Here is an 18,202-nt window from a genome sequence, read left to right as displayed (position 1 = left end):
GAGCCGCCGTGATCGAAGTACTCAATCGCCTGGTCGACGAGATCGAACACCGCATCGGCGACGAGATCGATGTCGAGGCGCTCGCCGCATCGGCCGGATTGACGGGTTACCACGTGCGTCGGGTGTTCTCGACGCTCGCGGGGATGCCCGTGTCGGAGTACGTGCGACGTCGACGGATGACGGTGGCTGCGGCCGACGTGATCGACGGCGACGAACTGCTCGCGATCGCGGTGCGCTTTGGTTACGGGTCCGTCGAAGCCTTCGGCAGAGCGTTCCGAGCAGTGCACGGCGTGAGCCACGGCGACGTCCGCCGCGACGGTGGGCCCCTTCGTCCGCAATCCATCCTCAGGTTCCGCCTGACCGTCGAAGGGAGCTCCGCCATGGACGCCCGACTCATCGAACGCCCCGCCTTCCGCCTCGTCGGACACGCCGCGCGCGTGCCACTGATCCACGAAGGCGTCAATCCGCACATCCAGGCGCACATCGCGTCGCTACCCGTCGAGGAGCATGCGCGCCTGAAGTCGCTCAGCAGCGCCGAGCCCGCGGGACTCCTGCAGGTCAGTGCGGATGTCGACCCCGACTACACCGAGGGGAGCGAGCTGACCTATCTGCACGGTGTCGCGCTTGCCGTCGATGCGGATGCTCCGGCCGACCTCGACGTCATCGAGGCGGATGCGGGAACCTGGGTCGTGTTCCGAACCTCTGGCCCGCACCCGGATGCCCTGCAGGAGGCGTATGCCGCATCCGCGACCGACTGGTTCCCGTCGAACCCATGGCAACTGTGCCCCGGCCCGTCGATCGTCGCGGTGCTCGAACGCAGCGAGGACTTCCGCACCGCGACCTGTGAGCTGTGGCTTCCGGTCGAACGAACGACGCCGGCCGTCTAGCTCAGGATGTGGCGTCGCGTGCCCACCGTTCGCGGGGCGGCACCTCTTCCCACCGCTCTCGCAACGGCGCGTCGGTATCGACGGCCCGGAAGATCGGAGCCCCACGGATGCAGAGCCCCCAGAACCAGGTTCGGCCGCACGCCAGGCACTCCAGGTAGCTGACGATCGTGAACTTGAGGTCGGATTCCGCCAGCGCGAGCATGTCGCCGAGCGGCACGTCACCGCGGATGAAGCGCATCCGGCCGTCGTTGACGCGACGTTCCAGCTCGTCACTCGTGAGCTGGATGGCGATGTCGTGCGGAGGCCTTCCGTCGTTGTGCACGAGCGCGGTCTCGCAGACGTCGCAGCTCACCTCCATACCGCCACGCTATCGACTCTCGCTTTTGTGCGCCGCATAGTCTTCACACATGATCCGTCGTGTGGTCGCGGTCGCGGTCGCCGTGCTCGGCGTCGCCGCTTTGGCGCTCAGCGGATGCACGCAGTCCTACGACGGCGTCCTCTGGCGACAAATGGATGCCACGGAGGGTGGCTTCGTGGGGCGCATCGGCGATCTTCGTGAGACCGGGGCGAGTCGGGCGGATGCGGTGGCCGCGCTCGAGGAGGGCACCTACTGGGCCGGGGGACCAGCGCCCGATTCGCTCGACGCGTCCGCGCCGGCCGTCCTCACCCACAACTATCGGTGGGAGCGCGGGGACGTGACCTACGCGGTCGAGGACGTGCTGGTCTTGGACGTCTTCGCTTCGTCCGGGCTCCGCGATCCCGCGCTGCCTCGTGAAGATGTCAACCGATCCTCCGGCGTGCCGTACGCGGGTCCTTCGGGTGTGTACACGTGCTTCACCGTCCGCATCCGGTTCCTCGACGACCGCCTCGTGGACTGGTACCGCCCGTGGGACGATCCGGAGCAGCCGTGCCCCGAGGCGCTCGTGGAACGGCTGGACGACGGCGCGCAGTACGTGCCGATCCACGAGTTCGACGGCTGACCCGTGCCATCGCGGGTGCTCCTCGTCTAGCTCCGAGCGCTGGAAGTCCGTAACGGGTTGATGCGCTCTGCCGAGTGGAGCTGCCACAGTGGGGGGCATGACGCCTCGCCGACGCTTCCTGACTCCGATCTCGCTCCTCGCGGCAGCGCTGGCGCTTGCCGGCTGCACGAGCGTCGGTAGCTACACGGATCTGGAAAGCACCGAGACGCGAGCCTTGCCGGATGCTGTCACCGAGGATGCGCGGGCGAACCTCGATCTGGACTCGATGAGATGGGTTGGGCAGTACGAGGGGACCGACGTCTGGTTGGCGCGGGGAAGTAACGCCGGGGAGATCTGCATCTTCACGTATCCCGGCGATGGAGCGTGGGCAAGCGTGTGCGGCGGAGAGGGTGGCGAGCTCGGAGTTTCCGGCCCCGATCAGCGTGTGTACATGGTCGTTCCCGACGGCGGCGACTCGCCGGAGGGGTCCATCGCCGTGTCGCACAACGTATACGTCAGGCCGCTTCTGAGTTGAGGGCAGCGTCTCGTCGCACTCGACCTGGGATCTTCAGGGCGACCTGGAGTATCAGCTCTCTTCGTGCCCCACGGACTTCGCTTCGAGGAACGCGCACAGCTCGGCCGCGACCGAGAGCTCGGCGGCGAGGCGCTGCATCTCGAAGCTCGTGAGTACCGTCATCTCGGCCTGCGGTTCGATCGTGACGCGCCACCGCGAGTCTCCGACCTCGATCGGCTCCAGGTAGAGCGAGATGTCCGCGTTGTGCAGCGGCACGATCACGAGGCCCGTGTCCCCGCCCTCGGACCCGTCCTGCACCGCGACGCGGATGAGGTCTCCCGCCTGGCGGAAGCGGTGGAACTCCTCGAGCCAGCTTTCGAGTGTCGCTTTGCTTCTAAAGGGCACCGGGGGTCCTCGCGTTCTGCATGGGCGCGGACCTGCAAAACCGCGCCGTTGCCGCGATCGTAACCCGACGGGCAGACAAAGCGGTCAACGGCGCGTCATCTCTGTACGCGCCCTGGGCGACGATGGCCTCGGTGACCAGAACGTCCGGCCTGGCCCTGCCCCGGAGGAAGACATCCGTGAGCCTACGGACGGTGATGGCAGCGGCGTCGTTGTTCACCCCTTCAGTCAACGCCATCGAGCCGTTGCCGCCCGCCGTGATTTCCGGCCCTCACCGTCGACACGCCACTCCGGCGCATCCCAATCAGTGGAAGGTCAGCACCTCGTCGCCCCACGCGGCTCGCAGTGACGCGTCCAGATCCGGCACCAGACGATCCTGGTGGTCGATCACCATCGTGCTGCGCCCCTGATCGATCGAATATGTCTCCCAGGGGGCCGAGCCGTCCGCATCCGGTGACTCTCCGTGCGCGAAGGCTGTCCACCGCTGTTGCATGCGAGCCGAGATGCTCTCGGCCACCCTGCGGCCGCCGAGGCGGAACGTCGGGTCCTTCGGTCCGCTCGTCAGGTTGCCCCAGAGGTACGGCAGCTCGGTGGCGTGCGTCGCTCCGAGTCCGATCAGGCGGAGGAAGGGGGCCGCGTGGTCGAAGCGGTACAGCCAGACATCCGCCACCTGCGAATGCCCCTCCGCGATCCACACGCTCGGCATGCGGAACCCGATGTCCCGGGCGATTCCGAGCCCGATCGCGCGCTGCCGCGCGTGCTCGTACGCGGTGCGCACGTCATCGAACGTCGGCAGCTCGAGCGCGGGATTGTCCGCGGCCATGTCGCCGAACATGTCGCGCAGTCGTTCGTCGGTGATGGGGATCAGCGGCGACTTCATGAACTTGAACAGGGACGCCTCGTCCTTGTTCGTCCCGATGAGCAGGGGAACGGCAAGTCCACGGCCCTCGCGCAGCACGACGGCGGGTGCCTCCGGCAGGAGGTCGCCGTCGATGACCGGTGCGAAGGCGAGCACGCCGGGGTCGGCGTCGGGCACCTGCGCGTAGACCTCCATGCCCGCGTCGACGATCTGCTGCGGCGTTGCGGCACGCAGCGCTCCCGCCGCATCCGGCTGCGTTTCATCGATGCGCAGTGCTGCGGTGAAACGCGCGGCGACCGCCCGGGCGCGCTCGGCGCCGTAGACGCTGGATGCGGGCGAGGACTCGGCGATGGCGCGGTGGAACAGCCCGCGCGCGGACGGTGTGGCCAGCAGCGTGGTCACGAGGCCGCCGCCGGCGGACTCGCCGAAGACGGTCACGCGGTCGGGGTCTCCGCCGAAGGCGCGGATGTTCTGCTGCACCCACTCGAGGGCGAGCAGCACGTCCTTGAGCGCGAGGTTGCGATCGAAACCCTGCTCGGGGAGCAGCGAAGCGAGATCGAGGAAGCCGAAAGCACCGAGGCGGTAGTTGACCGTGACCACCACGACGTCGCCGTGCGTCACGAGCGAGGTCGCGTCGAACAGGGGCTGGCTGGAGGCCCCGAACGTGTACGCGCCGCCGTGCACCCACACCATGACAGGGCGCGCGCGCTCGCTCTCGGATGCGGGTGCCCACACGTTGAGTCGGAGGCAGTCCTCGTCCATGACGGCGTCTTCGCCGAGCGGGACGGCGGGGTTCACGCTCTGCGGGCAGACCGGACCGTAGCGCGTCGCGTCCGTCTCGTCCTCGAGGGGCTTCGCCGCAACCGGATCGCGCCAGCGGGCGTCGCGCGTGGGCGGCTCGGCGAAGCGGATGCCGCGCCACGACAGAACCGGGCCGAGCTCGAGTCCGCGGAACGAACCGGCGGGCGCGTGGGCGAGTCGAGTGCCGGCGGGAGAGATGTCGTTGGGGTGGGACATGTTCGTTCCTTTCCGGGTCAGGAGAACAGCTGGTGGACGAGGTGAGCGGCCTCGTTCGCGGCGAGGACCGCGAACAGCACCGTCATGATCACGGCGTTGTGCGCGATCATCTCGCTCTTCAGCCGCTCCAAACCCTTGGCGACGGTGGCGGATCCGCTGGTGGCGAGCAGCGTCGGGATGATGAGAGCGAGTGAGCCGGCCACGGCGAAGGCGATACACAGGCCGATGGCCGCCAGGACCGGCAGGTGCGCGGCCCCGATGGTCGCCCCGGCCTTCAACTCGAGTGGGATGTTCTTCGAATTGGTCACGGCCATCAGCAGGCCGAGCCCGCCGGCGCGTGCGGGGGTGATCGAATCGATCGCCGAGAGCCAGCCCGGCGTGCGCGGCGCGGCTCCGCCTCGCGGCCGCGACAGCCAGCTGGTGACGGCCAAGACGGTGAATCCGACGGTCAACAGGATCGTCAGCACGAGCACGACGATCTTCGAGGCCGCCGATCCGCCCGACGACGACGCGCCGGCGGTCGTCGCGGCACCCAGTGCCGTGAACGCGAGAGTGATGGCCAGGAACGCGCCGGTGTACGCGAGAGAGGCGACTCTCCCGCGGGCCGACAGCAGGATCGCCACGATCGCCACGATCGGAAGCGGCGAGATCATCAGGCCCACAGCGGCGGGGATCAGCGAGGGAAGGTCGTGCGTGGTCATCGGATGCTCCATCTGCGTGCCGCGGGCCGGCGACTGCAGACGTTACGACGCGGATGTCTGCGCGTGAGGCGGATGTTCGGTGGACACGACTGGGGAGGCCGCGCCGACATCGATCACCGCCTCCAGGAGCGCCCCCGACCCATCGGCTCGCAACCGTGCGCCGCGCCCGCGAGCTACCGACGACCCGCGCAGCGTCGCTCCCGGCGGCAGGCTTCCGGGCGAGCGCACCTGCACCCGCAGGCGCGGGCCCGCGCCCGTCGCGACGACGTCCAGATCGATCGTGGCCGCGGCGGGAACGCTGTGCTTGACGGCGTTCAGTAACCCCTCCGCGACGATCTCGAACACATCGTCGCGCGCAGCGGCCGATGCGTCGAGAGCCGTCCGCGCGTCCGGGCTCATCCGCATGCGCACGTCGACCACAGGGCGCCACGTCTCGACGAGGTCGACCAGTGACTGGACGGACGCTCCGTCGCGCGGCCGCTCGAAGACCTCGGGGAGCCCAGCGAGCTGGGGATCGACGTCGTCGTGCAGCGCGCGGAGTGTCGTCGGCGTCCATCGATCCGGTGCGGCGAGCGCGCGAACGCACGCCCCCTGCACATCGCGGTGCAGTTCGCGCGCCGCGTCTTCCAGGGCCGCGCGTGCGGCCGAGGTCCCCACGCGTCCGATCCGCTGCGAGACGCGCACGGTCGCGGTCAGACGCCGCTCCTCGACCCTGAGCGCGGACGCCGTGCCGGCGCAGAGCGCGCAGGCCGCGGCGAGGGCGGGATAGGCCAGAACAGGCACGGCCGACAGTGCGAGGGGGATCCCCTGGGCCCACGCCAGCGCGCCCAGACCGAGTCCCACGACCGTTCCGATCGCGAGGAAGGCCGGGATGCGGCGTCGGCGGAGGGCGCGCAGTCGCGGCACGCCGTCGGCGAGGACCGCCCCTGCGCCGAGTAATGCCACTCCTGTCGTCACCTGCAGTGCCGGCACTGTGCGCAGTGCGTAAGGCAAGACGCAGAGGGCGTAGATGACGGCCACGATGCCGGGGGGAGGCAGTCGCAGCGCGGGTCGCATCCGCACGCGCTCGATCGGCACGGCGATGACGGGCTCCGCGGGTGTGGTGGCGAGATCGGCCAGGCGCCGGCTCCACCGCCGCACGCTGTCGTCGCTGAACGCGCGCAACGAGGCGGTGCCGGACTGCTCGGCAGCCAGCGCGCGGAGTTCGCCTCTCAGCTCGTGGCTCGCCGCCTGCACGAGGTCTCGGGCCGCGCTCTCGAAGGCAACGGCATCCTCTCGGGCGTGCGTGAGCGCGTGCTGTACCGAGAGCAGGCGGGCGTTGGTCTGTCGCAGCCGAGTGACATGCGTGGTCAGGATGGCGATGGTCGTCAGCGAGGCCATCCAGACCATCGCGTTCGTCAGCACGCGGAAGGGCAGCTGCCAGGCGGCCGGCGCGGAGGCGCCGAGCACATCGGCGACGGTGTCGTACGCGAGAGGACGGAGGAGCGCGGAAGCCAGAACGCCGGCCGTCACGATCCAGGGGCGCCAGCGGCGCGACACACGGCGCTCGCCGATCGCGGTGGCGAGGAGACCGGCGAGCAACACGGAGGTCGAAGCGGACACGGCACCGATCGCTCCGACGTCGATGCTCGTCGGAGCCGGGCTCATCACGGTGACGGACAGCAGGCCCGCGACGAGGAAGGTCCAGCGCGACACGAAGCGTCCGGAACGAAGCGCATCCCGCGCGGCGCGGGCGAGGCGGTTCACCGCACGGGGCCGAACGCGGCGACGTAGAGGGCGGCGGCGGCGACCCTCGGGCTCAGCGCCGGGTCGCCGGTCAGACCGAGACGCTCGAAGATGCGGCTGATCGATCGCTCGACCGCGCGTACGGATGTCTGCGATCGCGCGGCGATCTCGTCGTTGGACCAGCCGCGCGCCACCATCGAGAGCGTCTCGAGTTGATGCCGGGTCAGCCTGCTCAGCGAGTCCTCGCCGTCGCGGTTCGCGGGACCGACGGGAGATTGGGTCGACATGACCGCCTCGACGGCGTCGACGAGCTCGGCGGTGGAGGCGAGAGCGAGCTTGGAGACGAACACGGCTCCCGACACGCCCATCGCGGTCGCGCCCGCCGCGGCGCGCGGATAGCTGCTGAGGAAGACGACTCCGAGGTGGGGCGCGAGCGCCACGAGCCCGGCTGCCAGTTCGGCGCCGGACGGGCGGGAACCGAGGTCGATGTCGGCGAGGAGCACGTCGGGATCGAACTCGGCGAACAGGCGTGTCGCCTCGGCCGCGCTCTCGGCTCCGCGGGTCTCGAACCCGTGCTGGTTCAGCGTCTCGCAGACGAGGAGTCGCATAGCGGCCTGGTCCTCGACGACGAGCACGCGTCGCACCCATCTGCCGGTCACATCCACAAGATATGTGATCCCGGTCCGCACGGCGCGCCCACGTTTCACCCAACCTGTGAGGCGCACATGTGGCAGGCGTAACGTCCGGCTATGGAGACACAGACACGAACGGGCGGCGCAGACGCCACCACGCTGGGCTTGGAATCGGTGCTCGTGGGTTCGCTGCCTGCGGCTCTGATGACCGATGACGCCCCGGAGCGCTACACCGTGGAGACGGTGTTCACGCGGCGCCCCCAGAAGGACGAGGTGGCGGCGATCCTCGACGGGGAGACCCGGGACTTCCTCACGAGGGCCGGCTACCCGACGGTGGAGGTCACGGTCTCGGATCGGCGGCTCGAAATCGCCAACACGAACCTCCAGGAACTGCGTGACGGGCTCGCCACCGTCCTGATGGACCGGTTGGTCGAGATCAGCGAGCGTGTGCGTGCCGTGCGCGACGCGGCGGAAGTGCAGGTAAAGAACGCGGCCGACCACGAGCACACGCGAGCAGCCGCCGTGGTGGCTCTCGCCGAGTCGGTGCACTTCCAACCCTCCGGTCAGGCGGACGCAGGTGCGGCACAGCTGTCCGAGTGGGATGGCGAAGGAGGTCACGAGCGCATGCCGCGCTCGTGACGAGGGGGAGCGGCGAGGGCGATGAACGAGTTCCGCGCGACGACGTCCCGAACCGCTCGCGCTGCTCGCGGCGCGAGCGAGTTCACCGCCCTCGCGCAGATGGTGCGTGAACGCGGACTGCTCAGGCGACGATACGGGTACTACTGGACGAAGCTGATCGGGCTGCCCTTGTCGCTGGCCGCCAGCCTTCTGCTGTTCGTGTGGATCGGTGACACCTGGTGGCAACTGTTCACGGCGGCGTTCCTGGCGATACTGTTCACGCAGATCGCCTTCCTCGGTCATGACTCGGCGCATCGACAGATCTTCGCCTCGGGCAAATGGAACGACTGGGTGAGTCTCGTGCTCGGCGATCTTCTGGTCGGCATGAGCTACGGCTGGTGGCAGCACAAACACACCCGCCACCATGCGAACCCGAACAAGCTCGGGGCGGACCCCGACATCGAGCTGCCCGTGATCGTGGTCGCGCCGGAGAAGCGCGCTCCTCGAGGTGTCGTCCTGACCTGGCTCCGCGCGCACCAGGGCATGTTCTTCTTCCCGATCCTGCTCCTCGAAGGAGTGTCGCTGCATGCATCCGGCGTCGCGCGCGTCGCTCAGCGAGGGCGACTGCACCGGCGATGGGTGGAGATCGGCTTTCTCGCGGTACGCCTACTCGGGTTTCCCCTGCTCGTGTTTCTCGTGCTCTCGCCCGGTGTCGCGTTCGTCTTCCTCGCGGTGCAGCTCGGGCTCTTCGGGTTCTACATGGGCATCTCCTTCGCCCCGAACCACAAGGGGATGCCGATCGTCGCGCGTGACGCAACGATCGACTTCCTGCGCCGCCAAGCGATGATGAGTCGCAACATCCGCGGGAACCGCGTCCTCGATACAGCAATGGGTGGGCTGAACTATCAGATCGAGCACCATCTGTTCCCGTCGATGCCGCGTCCGCACCTGCGCAAAGCCGCGCCGCTGGTCGCCGAGTACTGCCGTGCGCACGGCGTGCCGTACGTGCAGACGGGACTGTTCGCGTCCTACGCGATCGTCGTGCGCTACATCAACCGCGTCGGGTTGGGCGAACGCGACGTGTTCAGCTGCCCGCTCATCGAGCAGCGCAGCCAGATCGCTCCGTCAGCCTGACGAGACGGGTCAGACGCGGTTACGACGCGAGCGTTGACGGATGATGCCGAAGATGAGCGTGCCGACGAAGAGCACGACTCCGATGACGCCGAGCCAGAGCAGCCCCTCGAATGCGAAACCCACGATCGACAGCACCACCCACACGACCAGCAAGATGAGAAGAACTGTCCACATGTCGCCCACCGTACGCGCCTTCTGGGCTCAGCGGGTCGATTCGGATACATCGGCAGAGAATCGTGCTTCCGGTCGACGCGCGATCTAGTCCGTCAGGGTGGTCCGGCGGTCAGGGCGTACCCAGCGGGACGTGACACAGTAGGGGAGTGCTCCGCCTTGGTGATGGCATGTCGAACCGAGGAGAGATCACATGCCCGCATGGTGGGAACAGCTGCTCCACGTCACTACAGGACGCGTAAGAGCGCACGGTGACCTGCCCGACCTGCGCCGACTGCCCTCCCGGCCGGTGGCTCTGGAGCGGACGCACTACATCGTCAACGACCGTGAGCGTCACGGCGACGAGCGACGCACCTATGTCCTGCGCCGCGCGCAGCAGTCCCGCCGCGACCGTGGCGGAGTCTCGGTCGCCTCGAACGGCCGGGGTGTGGGCTACCTTCCAGACGCGGTGGCGCGCGATGCGGGGCCGCTGATCGATCGTCTCGGTGGCGCCGCCGTGGTCAACGGCGCCGGCACCAAGGACGGGGGAATCCGGCTCTGGGTCGACCTGCCCGAACTCGATGAGCTCCGCGAGTTCGTCGAGTTCTTCGAACGCAGCGAATCCGAGGCGTCCGCCCCCTCCTGAGGGAGCCGAGCCGCATCCTGTCTCACGACCGGCCAAGCTCCGCCCGCGCGCGCTCCTTGATCGCCTCGATGACGGCGGTCTTCGCCGCTGCGTAGGCGTTCATGTCGTCCCAGCTGCGCTGCATCAGCTCGCGCTTGGTCGCCTCGTACAGCGCACGATCCGCCGCATCCGTTCGCAGCCGGTCGCGCAGCAGGAGGTACTCGTCCACGGCGCGTGCGTCGTGCTCGTAGACGTGCACGTGAACGTCCCGCTCGGGTGTGCGCACCAGGCGGTGGCCGGGCTCGCGGACGCGCAGCTCATATCCGGCGGCGAGAAGCGCGTCGAGGTAGTCCTCTTCCGAGGTGATGTCCGCGACGGTGACGACGATGTCGATGATGGGCTTCGCGGCGAGACCCGGCACGGATGTCGAGCCGATGTGAGTGATCTCGACGTGCTGGTCTGCGAGCGCGAGACGGATGCGGGCGCGGTGCTCCGCGAACGCTGCGGGCCAACTCGGGTCGTAGTCGTGGATACCGACGGTCACGGGTTCCGGCCCGCCGACCAGTTCGAGCGCTGTGACATCGGGATGGCGGCGTGCGGGCATGCTTCATCATCGCGCGTCGCAGGCCGCACCGCGTGGGATCTATGCGCGGGAGACGGCACCGAGCTCCGCGGCGTCGCCGCGCAGCGCGCGCTTCGACGTGAAGCGCCACCCGAGCGGAACTGCGATCGTTGTCGCGATCCACATCGCCACGGCGGGTACAGACACCGCGTTCATCCCATCGCCCGAAAGATCGGACCAGGGCGCCGTGAAGGCGACGGTGGTGGTACCGATGCCGATCACCGCGCCGAAGACGGTGAAAGCAACGAGGTGAAGGGGCACCGAGGCGGCGGTGCGCAGCATCCATCCCAGACCGTACGCCAGCGGTGAACCGACGAGGAGCGCGGCGAGCGACCACGGCACTGCGTAGATGAGCGCGATCAGCGCACCCGAGTACAATATCGCCGCCGATGCGAGCGTCGAGAGCAGGAGGAACCACAGCCACGCCATGCAGGCCCCTCGCGCGAACTCGCGGAACGTGAACGCCATCGGTGCGGCGTTCGTTCGCGGCGACGGTCTCGTGGGTGATGCGCTCACGGTCCGAACATAGCAACGCCTCACCTGACCCTGGCCTCACGCCCCCGCATCCGTGACACTGGGCAGATGCGCACCCTCCGCACCCAGGTCTGCATCGCCGGGGGAGGTCCGGCAGGCATCATGCTCGGGCTGCTCCTCGCCCGAGCCGGGGTCGCGGTCGTCGTCCTCGAGAAGCACGCCGACTTCTTCCGCGACTTCCGCGGCGACACCGTGCATCCCTCGACGCTCGACATCATCGATGCGCTCGGACTGCGCGAGAGCTTCGACGCCATCGAACACCGCCCGCTCGACACCCTCGACGCCGTGGTGAACGGCGTGCGGGTGCACGCGATCGACTTCCGCACCCTGCGCGGTGCCAACCGCATCCTGACGCTCATGCCGCAGTGGGATCTGCTCGACCTCCTCGCCGATGCCGCCCGCAGCGAGCCGAGCTTCACGCTGGTGATGGGCGCCGACGTCACGGACGTCCTACGCGCCGGCTCGCGCGTGAGCGGCGTGCAGGCCACGACAGACGCCGGCACCCTCCGCGTCGATGCGGCGCTCGTGGTCGCCGCCGACGGACGCGGCTCGACTCTGCGCGAGGCCGTCGGTGTGGTGCCGGCAGTGACGGGCGTCGGTATCGACGTGCTGTGGTTCCGCGTGCCCGAACCTGCGACACCCGTACCCGACACGCTCGCGTGGCTCTCCGGCAGCGGCATGCTCATCACGATTCCGCGGCCGGGGTACTTCCAGTGCGGGCTCGTGGTCGGCAAGGGCACGTTCGGTGCGATCCGCGAGGACGGCATCGATGCGTTCCGGATGCGGGTGGCACGGGCCGCGCCACCGATCGCGTCCGAGCTGGGTGCCGTCGCCTCCTTCGACGACGTCAAACTGCTCTCGGTCGAGATCAACCATCTGCGGCGCTGGTGGCAGCCCGGCCTGCTGTTCATCGGTGATGCGGCACACGCCATGTCGCCCGCGTTCGGCGTCGGCATCAACTATGCGATCCAGGATGCGGTCGCCGCCGCGCGCCTTCTCGTTCCCGCACTCGGCGACGGGCCCGCCGCCATCGATCGGGCATGTGCCGCGCTGCAGCGTCGCAGAGCCTTGCCTACTCGCGCGATGCAGCGGATCCAGCAGGTCGTGCACCGCGCGATCGGACGCCCGCGCGCCCGCATCCTGCACAATCCGCCGACGCGCTCGGAGCGGATCGTGCTGCGGGTCGCGATCCCGATCGCGCGGCGTCTGCTCCCGCGTCTGGTCGGCTACGGGTTCCGGCCCGAGCGCATCGAGTCAGGTGATCGTCCTACGCTGGCTGCGTGACTGACGAGTACCGTTCCCGGCTGCGCCCACTGCTCGCGGCCGAGTCCGAGCGCGCGGCCGACGTGTTGCAGCGGATGGCCGATGCGACCGAGAGCCGCCACGACATCGTGATCGAGGTGTTCCTCGAGCAGGATGCGGAGGGCCCCTTCACGATCATGGCCCGCTTCGACGGGCCGGATCACTTCGCTCTCGATCGGCGCTTCGACGACGAGCGCGGCGTGTTCGACGTCGTCTGGGGCGAGACGGGGTGGGAGCCCGATGTGCCCGAGCGGCCGGACGCGTGGACGTTCGACGACCTCGAAGAGGTGCTCGTGGAGCTGGCCGCCGAGTGGCTCGCCCCGCTCATCCCCGCGGAGCCTGCGCGCGTGCGCTGGGAGGTCGCCTCGCCCGACGGCGGAACCGACAGCATCCCGTTGGAACCGCGCCGAGCGAGGAGCTGACCGATGACGATCGACGCCCTCATCCCTCGCGTCCGCATCCCCTTGGCGGGCGCATACGAGATCGACACCGACCGCGAGCGCATCGACCTGGAGCGCGTGCACCGGTGGCTGTCGACCGACGCGTTCTGGGCGCTGGGACGCTCGTTCGATGTGGTGCAGCGCGCGGCGGCCGCATCCGTCAACTTCGGTGTCTACGACCCTGCGGGTGCGCAGGTGGGCTACGCCCGCGTGGTGACCGACGGAGTCACCTTCGGATGGCTGTGCGACGTGTACGTCGCACCCGAGGTGCGCGGACTCGGGCTGGGGAAGGCGTTGGCCGCAGCGGTGGTCGATGCGACGCGCCCGCTCGGTCTGAAACGCCTCATGCTCTCGACCCTCGACGCGCACGAGCTCTACGCCCGCGTGGGCTTCGCACCGTTCCCCGACCCCGACCGGCTCATGGTCATCGGCGCCTCATGACGGGGGAGGAGCTCACGCCGACCAGCCGCCGGAGTGCCGCGCACTACATCTGGGGCGAGGTGTCCGAGGGATGGCGCCTCGTCGACGGGCCCGACCTGTCGGTCATCGAGGAACGGGTGCCGGCGGGGGCGGGGGAGCAGTGGCACGTCCACGACACCGCGCGGCAGTTCTTCTACGTCCTCGAGGGCCGCGCGGAGCTGCACACAGCGAATGGAGTGGTCGAGTTCTCGGCGGGCGAGGGCGTCGAGGTTCCGGCCGGCATCCCGCATCGCTTCGCGAACCCGGGGCCGGTGGACGTTCGGTTCCTTGTGGTGAGTGCACCCTCGACGCGCGCGGACCGCCGCGCGGTCGACGTCCCCTGACGCGGTAATCCTAGGATGACGCGCGTGACCGTCGACACCGCCCCGTTGACCGCCCGGATCGATCGCCGACGGCTCCGGGACTACCGGCGCTTGCTTCCATCAGCCGTTCGTCCACGGTTGGCCGGCATCCTCGCGCGGGTCGTGGTTCTCATCGTCCTCCCGCTGGCGCTGCTGGTGATGTGGATGGTGATCATCGACGGGACATTCTTCGCCGACGGGGACTGGGCGCTGATCGCGATCCTCTTCCCGCTCGCGATACCGCCGGTGGTCGGCGTCGTACTGCTCGTGCGGGCGATCCGGCGCCGATCGGGCGTCCGTCCGTACCGACTGAACGGCTTCGCGATCGCCAACGGGTTCACCTATCAGCCGTACTCGCCGGCCCCACCCCTGCCGGGGATGATCTTCACACGCCCGGGTCAGTCATCCGCGTTCGTCACCGACATCCTTCGGCGGCGCGAGGGGTATGCGCTGGAGATCGGGAATCACACGTGCACGACGGGCTCGGGGAGAAGCACGACCACCTATCGATGGGGTTATGCAGCGATGCGGCTTCCCGTCGCGTTGCCGCATATCGTGCTCGACGCGCACGGCAACAACACGATCGGTCGGCCGAGGCTGCCCATCGCCTTCGCGAAGAACCAGCGATTGTCGCTCGAAGGCGACTTCGACCGCTACTTCACCCTCTACTGCCCGGAAGGATATGAGAGGGATGCGCTGTATCTCTTCTCACCCGACACGATGGCGGTCTTCGTCGACGAGGCCGCACGCCTCGATGTCGAACTCGTCGACGACTACCTGTTCCTCTACTTCCCGGGCCAACTGGCGACACTCGATTCGGCGATGTGGGAACGGCTCCTGGCCACCGTGGACGCCCTCTCGGAGCGGTTGCTGCGGTGGGAGCGCTGGCGGGACGATCGCCGACAGCGCTCGACCGACGTCTCGGGCGGGATCCTCATGGGGCCGGGAAGCGTCCTCGGCGTTGCGCGGCAGGGACGCCGACTGTCGGTGAAGGAGGACTGGTGGTGGGTCCTCGGCGCTGCACTAGCCGTCTTCGGGTTCGCCAATCTCGTCCATGATCTGATTACCGGGTGGTTCTCCTAGGCCGTGAGCCGACCTGCCGAATCACACGGCCACGGCACGCACGCCACATCCATCCGCCTGGGATGATGCACACGACCCTCTCCGTCGAAAGGACCCGCATGAGCACGCGCTCCGACCTCTCCTCCGTCCGTCGCGCAGGCGGCTTCGCCGTCGCCGCCGGCACGCTCTTCGCCGCCGTGGGCGCCGCGGCGTGGGCCACGGTCACGAGCCAGCTGCGCGCCGAGAAGATCACCGTGCCGGCGAACGCGCCCGCGCTCGCCGGAGCGCCCGTGCAGGGCCCGGTCAGCGCCTACATCGAGGCGCAGGTCATCAAGGGCAACGCGGAGCGCGGTGCCGGTGGTCGCACCTACGCCGACGTCAGCGCGGCCCTGCAGAAGGTCGAGAAGGGGAGTCAGGAGGAGGCGGACCTGCGCAAGCAGAGCGCCGCCCTGTCTACCGCATCCGCCCTGCGCACCTCGCTGTTCACATCCGTGCTCGCCTACGGCGTGGCAGCCTTCGCCGCGGGCATGGGCGCCCTGCTCGTGGTGGTCGGCGGGCAGCTTCGGCGCGCCGGGCGCTGAGGCGACCGCATCCGCGGCTGGTAAATTCTCCGAGGCGATCACCGCTCTGGCACGTGGTGCCCCGGTTCCCGATCGCCGTCTCGATCCCGCCTTCCGCGAGAGGACTTCCGCATGACGGACACCCAGATCTTCGAGCCCGACGGCCGCGCCATCCCGTTCGCGGTCGAGGGCGACGGCCCCGGCCTGGTCCTGCTGCCGGCGCAGGGCCTGAACATCGGCTACCTCGAGGCCCTCGGGCACTCCGTCGCACAGGAGGACTTCCGCGTCGTCCGCATCGGCACGCGTCGCCCCACGGATGCGGCCGTCTCGCTGCATGAGCTCGCACAGGACGTCGTCGACGTACTCGATCACCTCGGTATCGACCACGCGTGGATCGGCGGACACGCCTTCGGCGGCACCGTCGCGCGCCTCGTCGCGATCGACCACCACGATCGCGTGAACGGCGTCCTGCTGCTCGGGGTCGAGGGGGCGGCCGGCTCCGACGAGCTCGACCTCTCCGACGCCCCGGAGGAGCTTCGCGATGCCGAGGTCGACGGCCTGCAGCGAGCCGCCCGCGAGGCGCTCGGTGAGCTCCCCGCGCTGGCGGCCGGCGTTCCGGTGCTCGTGGTGCAGGGCGCGGACGACCGCATCACGCCCCCGGCGAATGGCGAAGACCTGCGCGCCTCGGCACCCGAGCTGGTGAGCGTCGTGAACGTCGACGGCGGCAAGCACCTCTTCCCGGCGACCCACACCGGTGCCGTGTCGTGGGCGATCGAGGACTACCTCGACTGGGACTGACCCCCGCATCCTTCGACGAAGGGCCGGCGCGTCTGCGGACGCCCGGCCCTTCGTCGTTCCCACCCTCCCCGTCCCGAGAGCAGTGCACTGCCACGCCCGAACTCCTGCACACCGGGCGCCTGCGGCGTCGCGGTGGCGGCAGCACCCGATTCTGCAGGAGTTCGGGCCGTGTGTCCGCTCCTCGCCCAATCCGTGCGTGAGGGGACGGAACCGCGGACGCAACTCGGTCGGCGCCGTCGCTATCGGCACCTGGGGGGCGTCCGCCCCGGTCCTGCCTGAGTTGTGCCGCGCACCCGGCGTCTCTCGCGCGCCCCGCGGCGCCCGCGCGCGGCGCCTTCCGGGCCCGAACTCCTGCAACACGCCCCGCCCGCCCGTTGTCGAGCCCCCCGCGAGCCGTTTTGCAGGAGTTCGGGCGATTCGGCCCCGCAACTAATCGACAGATGTAGCGTAAGTATGTCGAAAGGAGTTCCACATGGGACGTGTCAGTGGAAAGGTCGCGCTGATCAGCGGAGGCGCTCGAGGCATGGGAGCCTCGCACGCACGGCTGCTCGTGCAGGAGGGCGCGCAGGTGGTCATCGGCGACCTGCTGGATGCGGAAGGCGAGGCTCTGGCAGCAGAACTCGGCGAGGCCGCACGCTACGTGCATCTCGACGTCACGAAGTACGAGGACTGGGAGGCGGCCGTCGCCCTCGCCGAGAGCGCGTTCGGTCGCCTCGACATCGTCGTCAACAATGCGGGCATCGCGACCTTCGGATCCATCGAGACCTACGAGCTCGCGCAGTGGGATCAGATCATCGCGATCAACCTCACCGGTGTGTTCTACGGGATCAAGGCGGCGATCGAGGCACTCAAGCGCAGCGGCGCCGGTTCGATCATCAATGTGTCGTCGACGGCCGGACTCCAGGGGTACGAGGCGCTGCCCGGCTACAACGCCGCGAAGTTCGGCGTGCGCGGGCTCACGAAGAACGCGGCGCTCGATCTCGGTCGCTACAACATCCGGGTGAACTCCATCCACCCCGGTGTGATCCGCACGCCGATGACCGACGGTCTCGACACGGCGCAGAACCATGTCGCACTGCACCGCGTCGGTGAGCCCATCGAGCTGTCGAACCTCGTGCTGTTCCTGGCGAGCGACGAGTCGAGCTTCTCGACCGGCGCCGAGTTCGTCGCCGACGGTGGAGAGACCGCGGGGCTGGCACACTACGAGGCGTGACGATCGATCCTCGGCAAGCCCGTACCAGCGCCGCCTTGCGTGCGGCGCTGGTGCGCTTGCTCGCACACCGGCCTCTCGACACGATCTCGGTCTCCGAGCTCTGCCGTGAGGCCGGCGTGCACCGCACCACGTTCTACAAGCACGCCAAAGACGTCGACCGTTTCGCCGTCGCCACCTTCAGCGCGGATCTCGACGCGCTCGCCGCCGTGAGCCCGGAGAGCGACGATCCCGTCGAGACGGCGAGGGAGTACCTGGTGGCGATGCGCCGCCTGCTGGAGATGCTCGCGGAACAGCGTCCCGTCTACCGGGCCCTGTTCGCCTCCTCCGCCCGCGGTGCATTCCGCGCGGCGATCGGCGCGCGGCTGCTCTACCGGGTGCATCTCGCTCTCGAGCACTTCGCCGCATCCGGCGTCGTCGGAGCGCCGCGTATCGCGCGCGACCAGGACGAGGCCGCGGCCTTCATCGCCGGCGCGCTCGTGGGCGTCCTCGACGTCTGGACGCAGGAGGACGACACGGATGCGGACGCCGCCGCCTCCCGCGTGCTGCGTCTGATGCCCGGATGGTGGCCCGTCCGCGCGTGACCCCGGCCGTCGCGCCATGCAACAGTCCGGTGCGCGCCGGAGCCCG

The 18,202-nt window shown here is 69.2% G+C and carries 24 protein-coding genes; 15 read left to right on the top strand and 9 right to left on the bottom strand.

Going from position 1 to position 18,202, the window contains the following annotated elements:
- The first annotated feature begins 8 nt into the window (after positions 1 to 8).
- Positions 9 to 887: an AraC family transcriptional regulator gene (locus tag AC1VNH_RS04835; protein WP_483110153.1), complete on the top strand. Its 879-nt coding sequence runs from the start codon at positions 9 to 11 to the stop codon at positions 885 to 887.
- 1 nt (position 888) lies between these two features.
- On the opposite strand, the gene AC1VNH_RS04830 is transcribed toward AC1VNH_RS04835, so the two are convergent.
- A complete protein-coding gene (locus tag AC1VNH_RS04830; protein WP_483110152.1) occupies positions 889 to 1,245 on the bottom strand; it encodes a hypothetical protein in 357 nt (118 codons plus the stop codon).
- Positions 1,246 to 1,294: 49 nt separating this feature from the next.
- Between AC1VNH_RS04830 and AC1VNH_RS04825 the strand changes: the two genes are divergently transcribed.
- Together AC1VNH_RS04825 and AC1VNH_RS04820 are read left to right on the top strand one after the other, a co-directional pair.
- Complete coding sequence (locus AC1VNH_RS04825) at positions 1,295 to 1,867, top strand: hypothetical protein (RefSeq protein WP_483110151.1); 573 nt, start codon at positions 1,295 to 1,297, stop codon at positions 1,865 to 1,867.
- A 97-nt stretch (positions 1,868 to 1,964) separates the two neighbouring features.
- Entirely contained in the window at positions 1,965 to 2,381 is a 417-nt protein-coding gene (locus AC1VNH_RS04820) for a hypothetical protein (protein WP_483110150.1), read from the top strand.
- A gap of 51 nt (positions 2,382 to 2,432) precedes the next feature.
- On the opposite strand, the gene AC1VNH_RS04815 is transcribed toward AC1VNH_RS04820, so the two are convergent.
- The 5 genes from AC1VNH_RS04815 to AC1VNH_RS04795 form a co-directional block, all read right to left on the bottom strand.
- Positions 2,433 to 2,765 carry a hypothetical protein gene (locus AC1VNH_RS04815; RefSeq protein ID WP_483110149.1) on the bottom strand — a complete coding sequence of 111 codons (333 nt, stop codon included), beginning with the start codon at positions 2,763 to 2,765 and terminating at the stop codon, positions 2,433 to 2,435.
- Positions 2,766 to 3,066: 301 nt separating this feature from the next.
- On the bottom strand, positions 3,067 to 4,638 hold the full coding sequence (locus tag AC1VNH_RS04810) for a carboxylesterase/lipase family protein (RefSeq protein ID WP_483110148.1): 1,572 nt from the start codon (positions 4,636 to 4,638) through the stop codon (positions 3,067 to 3,069).
- 17 nt (positions 4,639 to 4,655) lie between these two features.
- Positions 4,656 to 5,339: a GAP family protein gene (locus AC1VNH_RS04805; RefSeq protein ID WP_483110147.1), complete on the bottom strand. Its 684-nt coding sequence runs from the start codon at positions 5,337 to 5,339 to the stop codon at positions 4,656 to 4,658.
- A gap of 42 nt (positions 5,340 to 5,381) precedes the next feature.
- Positions 5,382 to 7,085, bottom strand: coding sequence for a hypothetical protein (locus AC1VNH_RS04800; protein ID WP_483110146.1), 1,704 nt, complete (start codon positions 7,083 to 7,085; stop codon positions 5,382 to 5,384).
- The gene (locus AC1VNH_RS04795) at positions 7,082 to 7,723 is read right to left on the bottom strand and encodes a response regulator (RefSeq protein ID WP_483110145.1); all 642 of its coding nucleotides are present in this window, start codon (positions 7,721 to 7,723) and stop codon (positions 7,082 to 7,084) included. The genes AC1VNH_RS04800 and AC1VNH_RS04795 overlap by 4 nt, the downstream gene beginning before the upstream one ends.
- A gap of 90 nt (positions 7,724 to 7,813) precedes the next feature.
- On the opposite strand from AC1VNH_RS04795, the gene AC1VNH_RS04790 reads away from it, so the two are divergent.
- Together AC1VNH_RS04790 and AC1VNH_RS04785 are read left to right on the top strand one after the other, a co-directional pair.
- Positions 7,814 to 8,335, top strand: a complete 522-nt coding sequence (locus AC1VNH_RS04790; RefSeq protein WP_483110144.1) for a hypothetical protein — start codon at positions 7,814 to 7,816, stop codon at positions 8,333 to 8,335.
- Between the two features lie 21 nt (positions 8,336 to 8,356).
- Positions 8,357 to 9,448: a fatty acid desaturase family protein gene (locus AC1VNH_RS04785; RefSeq protein WP_483110143.1), complete on the top strand. Its 1,092-nt coding sequence runs from the start codon at positions 8,357 to 8,359 to the stop codon at positions 9,446 to 9,448.
- Positions 9,449 to 9,457: 9 nt separating this feature from the next.
- Here AC1VNH_RS04785 and AC1VNH_RS04780 read toward each other — a convergent pair whose 3' ends face one another.
- Complete coding sequence (locus AC1VNH_RS04780) at positions 9,458 to 9,622, bottom strand: hypothetical protein (RefSeq protein WP_309736244.1); 165 nt, start codon at positions 9,620 to 9,622, stop codon at positions 9,458 to 9,460.
- 190 nt (positions 9,623 to 9,812) lie between these two features.
- Between AC1VNH_RS04780 and AC1VNH_RS04775 the strand changes: the two genes are divergently transcribed.
- On the top strand, positions 9,813 to 10,244 hold the full coding sequence (locus AC1VNH_RS04775) for a hypothetical protein (protein ID WP_309736246.1): 432 nt from the start codon (positions 9,813 to 9,815) through the stop codon (positions 10,242 to 10,244).
- 22 nt (positions 10,245 to 10,266) lie between these two features.
- On the opposite strand, the gene AC1VNH_RS04770 is transcribed toward AC1VNH_RS04775, so the two are convergent.
- Together AC1VNH_RS04770 and AC1VNH_RS04765 are read right to left on the bottom strand one after the other, a co-directional pair.
- On the bottom strand, positions 10,267 to 10,827 hold the full coding sequence (locus AC1VNH_RS04770) for a GrpB family protein (RefSeq protein ID WP_483110142.1): 561 nt from the start codon (positions 10,825 to 10,827) through the stop codon (positions 10,267 to 10,269).
- Between the two features lie 39 nt (positions 10,828 to 10,866).
- Positions 10,867 to 11,361 carry an SRPBCC family protein gene (locus AC1VNH_RS04765; RefSeq protein ID WP_483110141.1) on the bottom strand — a complete coding sequence of 165 codons (495 nt, stop codon included), beginning with the start codon at positions 11,359 to 11,361 and terminating at the stop codon, positions 10,867 to 10,869.
- Positions 11,362 to 11,427: 66 nt separating this feature from the next.
- On the opposite strand from AC1VNH_RS04765, the gene AC1VNH_RS04760 reads away from it, so the two are divergent.
- The 9 genes from AC1VNH_RS04760 (at position 11,428) to AC1VNH_RS04720 (ending at position 18,156) form a co-directional block, all read left to right on the top strand.
- The gene (locus tag AC1VNH_RS04760) at positions 11,428 to 12,663 is read left to right on the top strand and encodes an FAD-dependent oxidoreductase (RefSeq protein ID WP_483110140.1); all 1,236 of its coding nucleotides are present in this window, start codon (positions 11,428 to 11,430) and stop codon (positions 12,661 to 12,663) included.
- A complete protein-coding gene (locus tag AC1VNH_RS04755; protein ID WP_137417462.1) occupies positions 12,660 to 13,103 on the top strand; it encodes a DUF6389 family protein in 444 nt (147 codons plus the stop codon). Before AC1VNH_RS04760 ends, AC1VNH_RS04755 begins: the two co-directional genes overlap by 4 nt.
- Positions 13,104 to 13,106: 3 nt before the next feature.
- Positions 13,107 to 13,562 carry a GNAT family N-acetyltransferase gene (locus AC1VNH_RS04750; protein ID WP_137417461.1) on the top strand — a complete coding sequence of 152 codons (456 nt, stop codon included), beginning with the start codon at positions 13,107 to 13,109 and terminating at the stop codon, positions 13,560 to 13,562.
- Positions 13,559 to 13,924, top strand: a complete 366-nt coding sequence (locus tag AC1VNH_RS04745; RefSeq protein ID WP_483110139.1) for a cupin domain-containing protein — start codon at positions 13,559 to 13,561, stop codon at positions 13,922 to 13,924. The genes AC1VNH_RS04750 and AC1VNH_RS04745 overlap by 4 nt, the downstream gene beginning before the upstream one ends.
- A gap of 24 nt (positions 13,925 to 13,948) precedes the next feature.
- Positions 13,949 to 15,025, top strand: a complete 1,077-nt coding sequence (locus tag AC1VNH_RS04740) for a hypothetical protein (RefSeq protein WP_483110138.1) — start codon at positions 13,949 to 13,951, stop codon at positions 15,023 to 15,025.
- A gap of 98 nt (positions 15,026 to 15,123) precedes the next feature.
- Positions 15,124 to 15,585, top strand: a complete 462-nt coding sequence (locus AC1VNH_RS04735; protein ID WP_137417458.1) for an aromatic ring-opening dioxygenase LigA — start codon at positions 15,124 to 15,126, stop codon at positions 15,583 to 15,585.
- Positions 15,586 to 15,696: 111 nt separating this feature from the next.
- The gene (locus tag AC1VNH_RS04730) at positions 15,697 to 16,362 is read left to right on the top strand and encodes an alpha/beta fold hydrolase (RefSeq protein ID WP_483110137.1); all 666 of its coding nucleotides are present in this window, start codon (positions 15,697 to 15,699) and stop codon (positions 16,360 to 16,362) included.
- Positions 16,363 to 16,834: 472 nt separating this feature from the next.
- Positions 16,835 to 17,575, top strand: a complete 741-nt coding sequence (locus tag AC1VNH_RS04725) for an SDR family oxidoreductase (protein WP_483110136.1) — start codon at positions 16,835 to 16,837, stop codon at positions 17,573 to 17,575.
- A complete protein-coding gene (locus AC1VNH_RS04720) occupies positions 17,572 to 18,156 on the top strand; it encodes a TetR/AcrR family transcriptional regulator (protein ID WP_483110135.1) in 585 nt (194 codons plus the stop codon). Before AC1VNH_RS04725 ends, AC1VNH_RS04720 begins: the two co-directional genes overlap by 4 nt.
- The last annotated feature ends 46 nt before the right edge of the window (positions 18,157 to 18,202 follow it).

It is taken from the genome of Microbacterium sp. KU4F, from assembly GCF_056868075.1.
This window is presented reverse-complemented; position numbering and strand designations above follow the sequence as displayed.

Coding starts and splice junctions, on each gene's coding strand:
- AC1VNH_RS04785 (WP_483110143.1), top strand. CDS start 8,357: ATGAACGAGTTCCGCGCGACGACGTCCCGAACCGCTCGCGCTGCTCGC.
- AC1VNH_RS04730 (WP_483110137.1), top strand. CDS start 15,697: ATGACGGACACCCAGATCTTCGAGCCCGACGGCCGCGCCATCCCGTTC.
- AC1VNH_RS04775 (WP_309736246.1), top strand. CDS start 9,813: ATGCCCGCATGGTGGGAACAGCTGCTCCACGTCACTACAGGACGCGTA.
- AC1VNH_RS04790 (WP_483110144.1), top strand. CDS start 7,814: ATGGAGACACAGACACGAACGGGCGGCGCAGACGCCACCACGCTGGGC.
- AC1VNH_RS04735 (WP_137417458.1), top strand. CDS start 15,124: ATGAGCACGCGCTCCGACCTCTCCTCCGTCCGTCGCGCAGGCGGCTTC.
- AC1VNH_RS04760 (WP_483110140.1), top strand. CDS start 11,428: ATGCGCACCCTCCGCACCCAGGTCTGCATCGCCGGGGGAGGTCCGGCA.
- AC1VNH_RS04805 (WP_483110147.1), bottom strand. CDS start 5,339: ATGACCACGCACGACCTTCCCTCGCTGATCCCCGCCGCTGTGGGCCTG.
- AC1VNH_RS04830 (WP_483110152.1), bottom strand. CDS start 1,245: ATGGAGGTGAGCTGCGACGTCTGCGAGACCGCGCTCGTGCACAACGAC.
- AC1VNH_RS04770 (WP_483110142.1), bottom strand. CDS start 10,827: ATGCCCGCACGCCGCCATCCCGATGTCACAGCGCTCGAACTGGTCGGC.
- AC1VNH_RS04750 (WP_137417461.1), top strand. CDS start 13,107: ATGACGATCGACGCCCTCATCCCTCGCGTCCGCATCCCCTTGGCGGGC.
- AC1VNH_RS04820 (WP_483110150.1), top strand. CDS start 1,965: ATGACGCCTCGCCGACGCTTCCTGACTCCGATCTCGCTCCTCGCGGCA.
- AC1VNH_RS04780 (WP_309736244.1), bottom strand. CDS start 9,622: ATGTGGACAGTTCTTCTCATCTTGCTGGTCGTGTGGGTGGTGCTGTCG.
- AC1VNH_RS04825 (WP_483110151.1), top strand. CDS start 1,295: ATGATCCGTCGTGTGGTCGCGGTCGCGGTCGCCGTGCTCGGCGTCGCC.
- AC1VNH_RS04725 (WP_483110136.1), top strand. CDS start 16,835: ATGGGACGTGTCAGTGGAAAGGTCGCGCTGATCAGCGGAGGCGCTCGA.
- AC1VNH_RS04810 (WP_483110148.1), bottom strand. CDS start 4,638: ATGTCCCACCCCAACGACATCTCTCCCGCCGGCACTCGACTCGCCCAC.
- AC1VNH_RS04745 (WP_483110139.1), top strand. CDS start 13,559: ATGACGGGGGAGGAGCTCACGCCGACCAGCCGCCGGAGTGCCGCGCAC.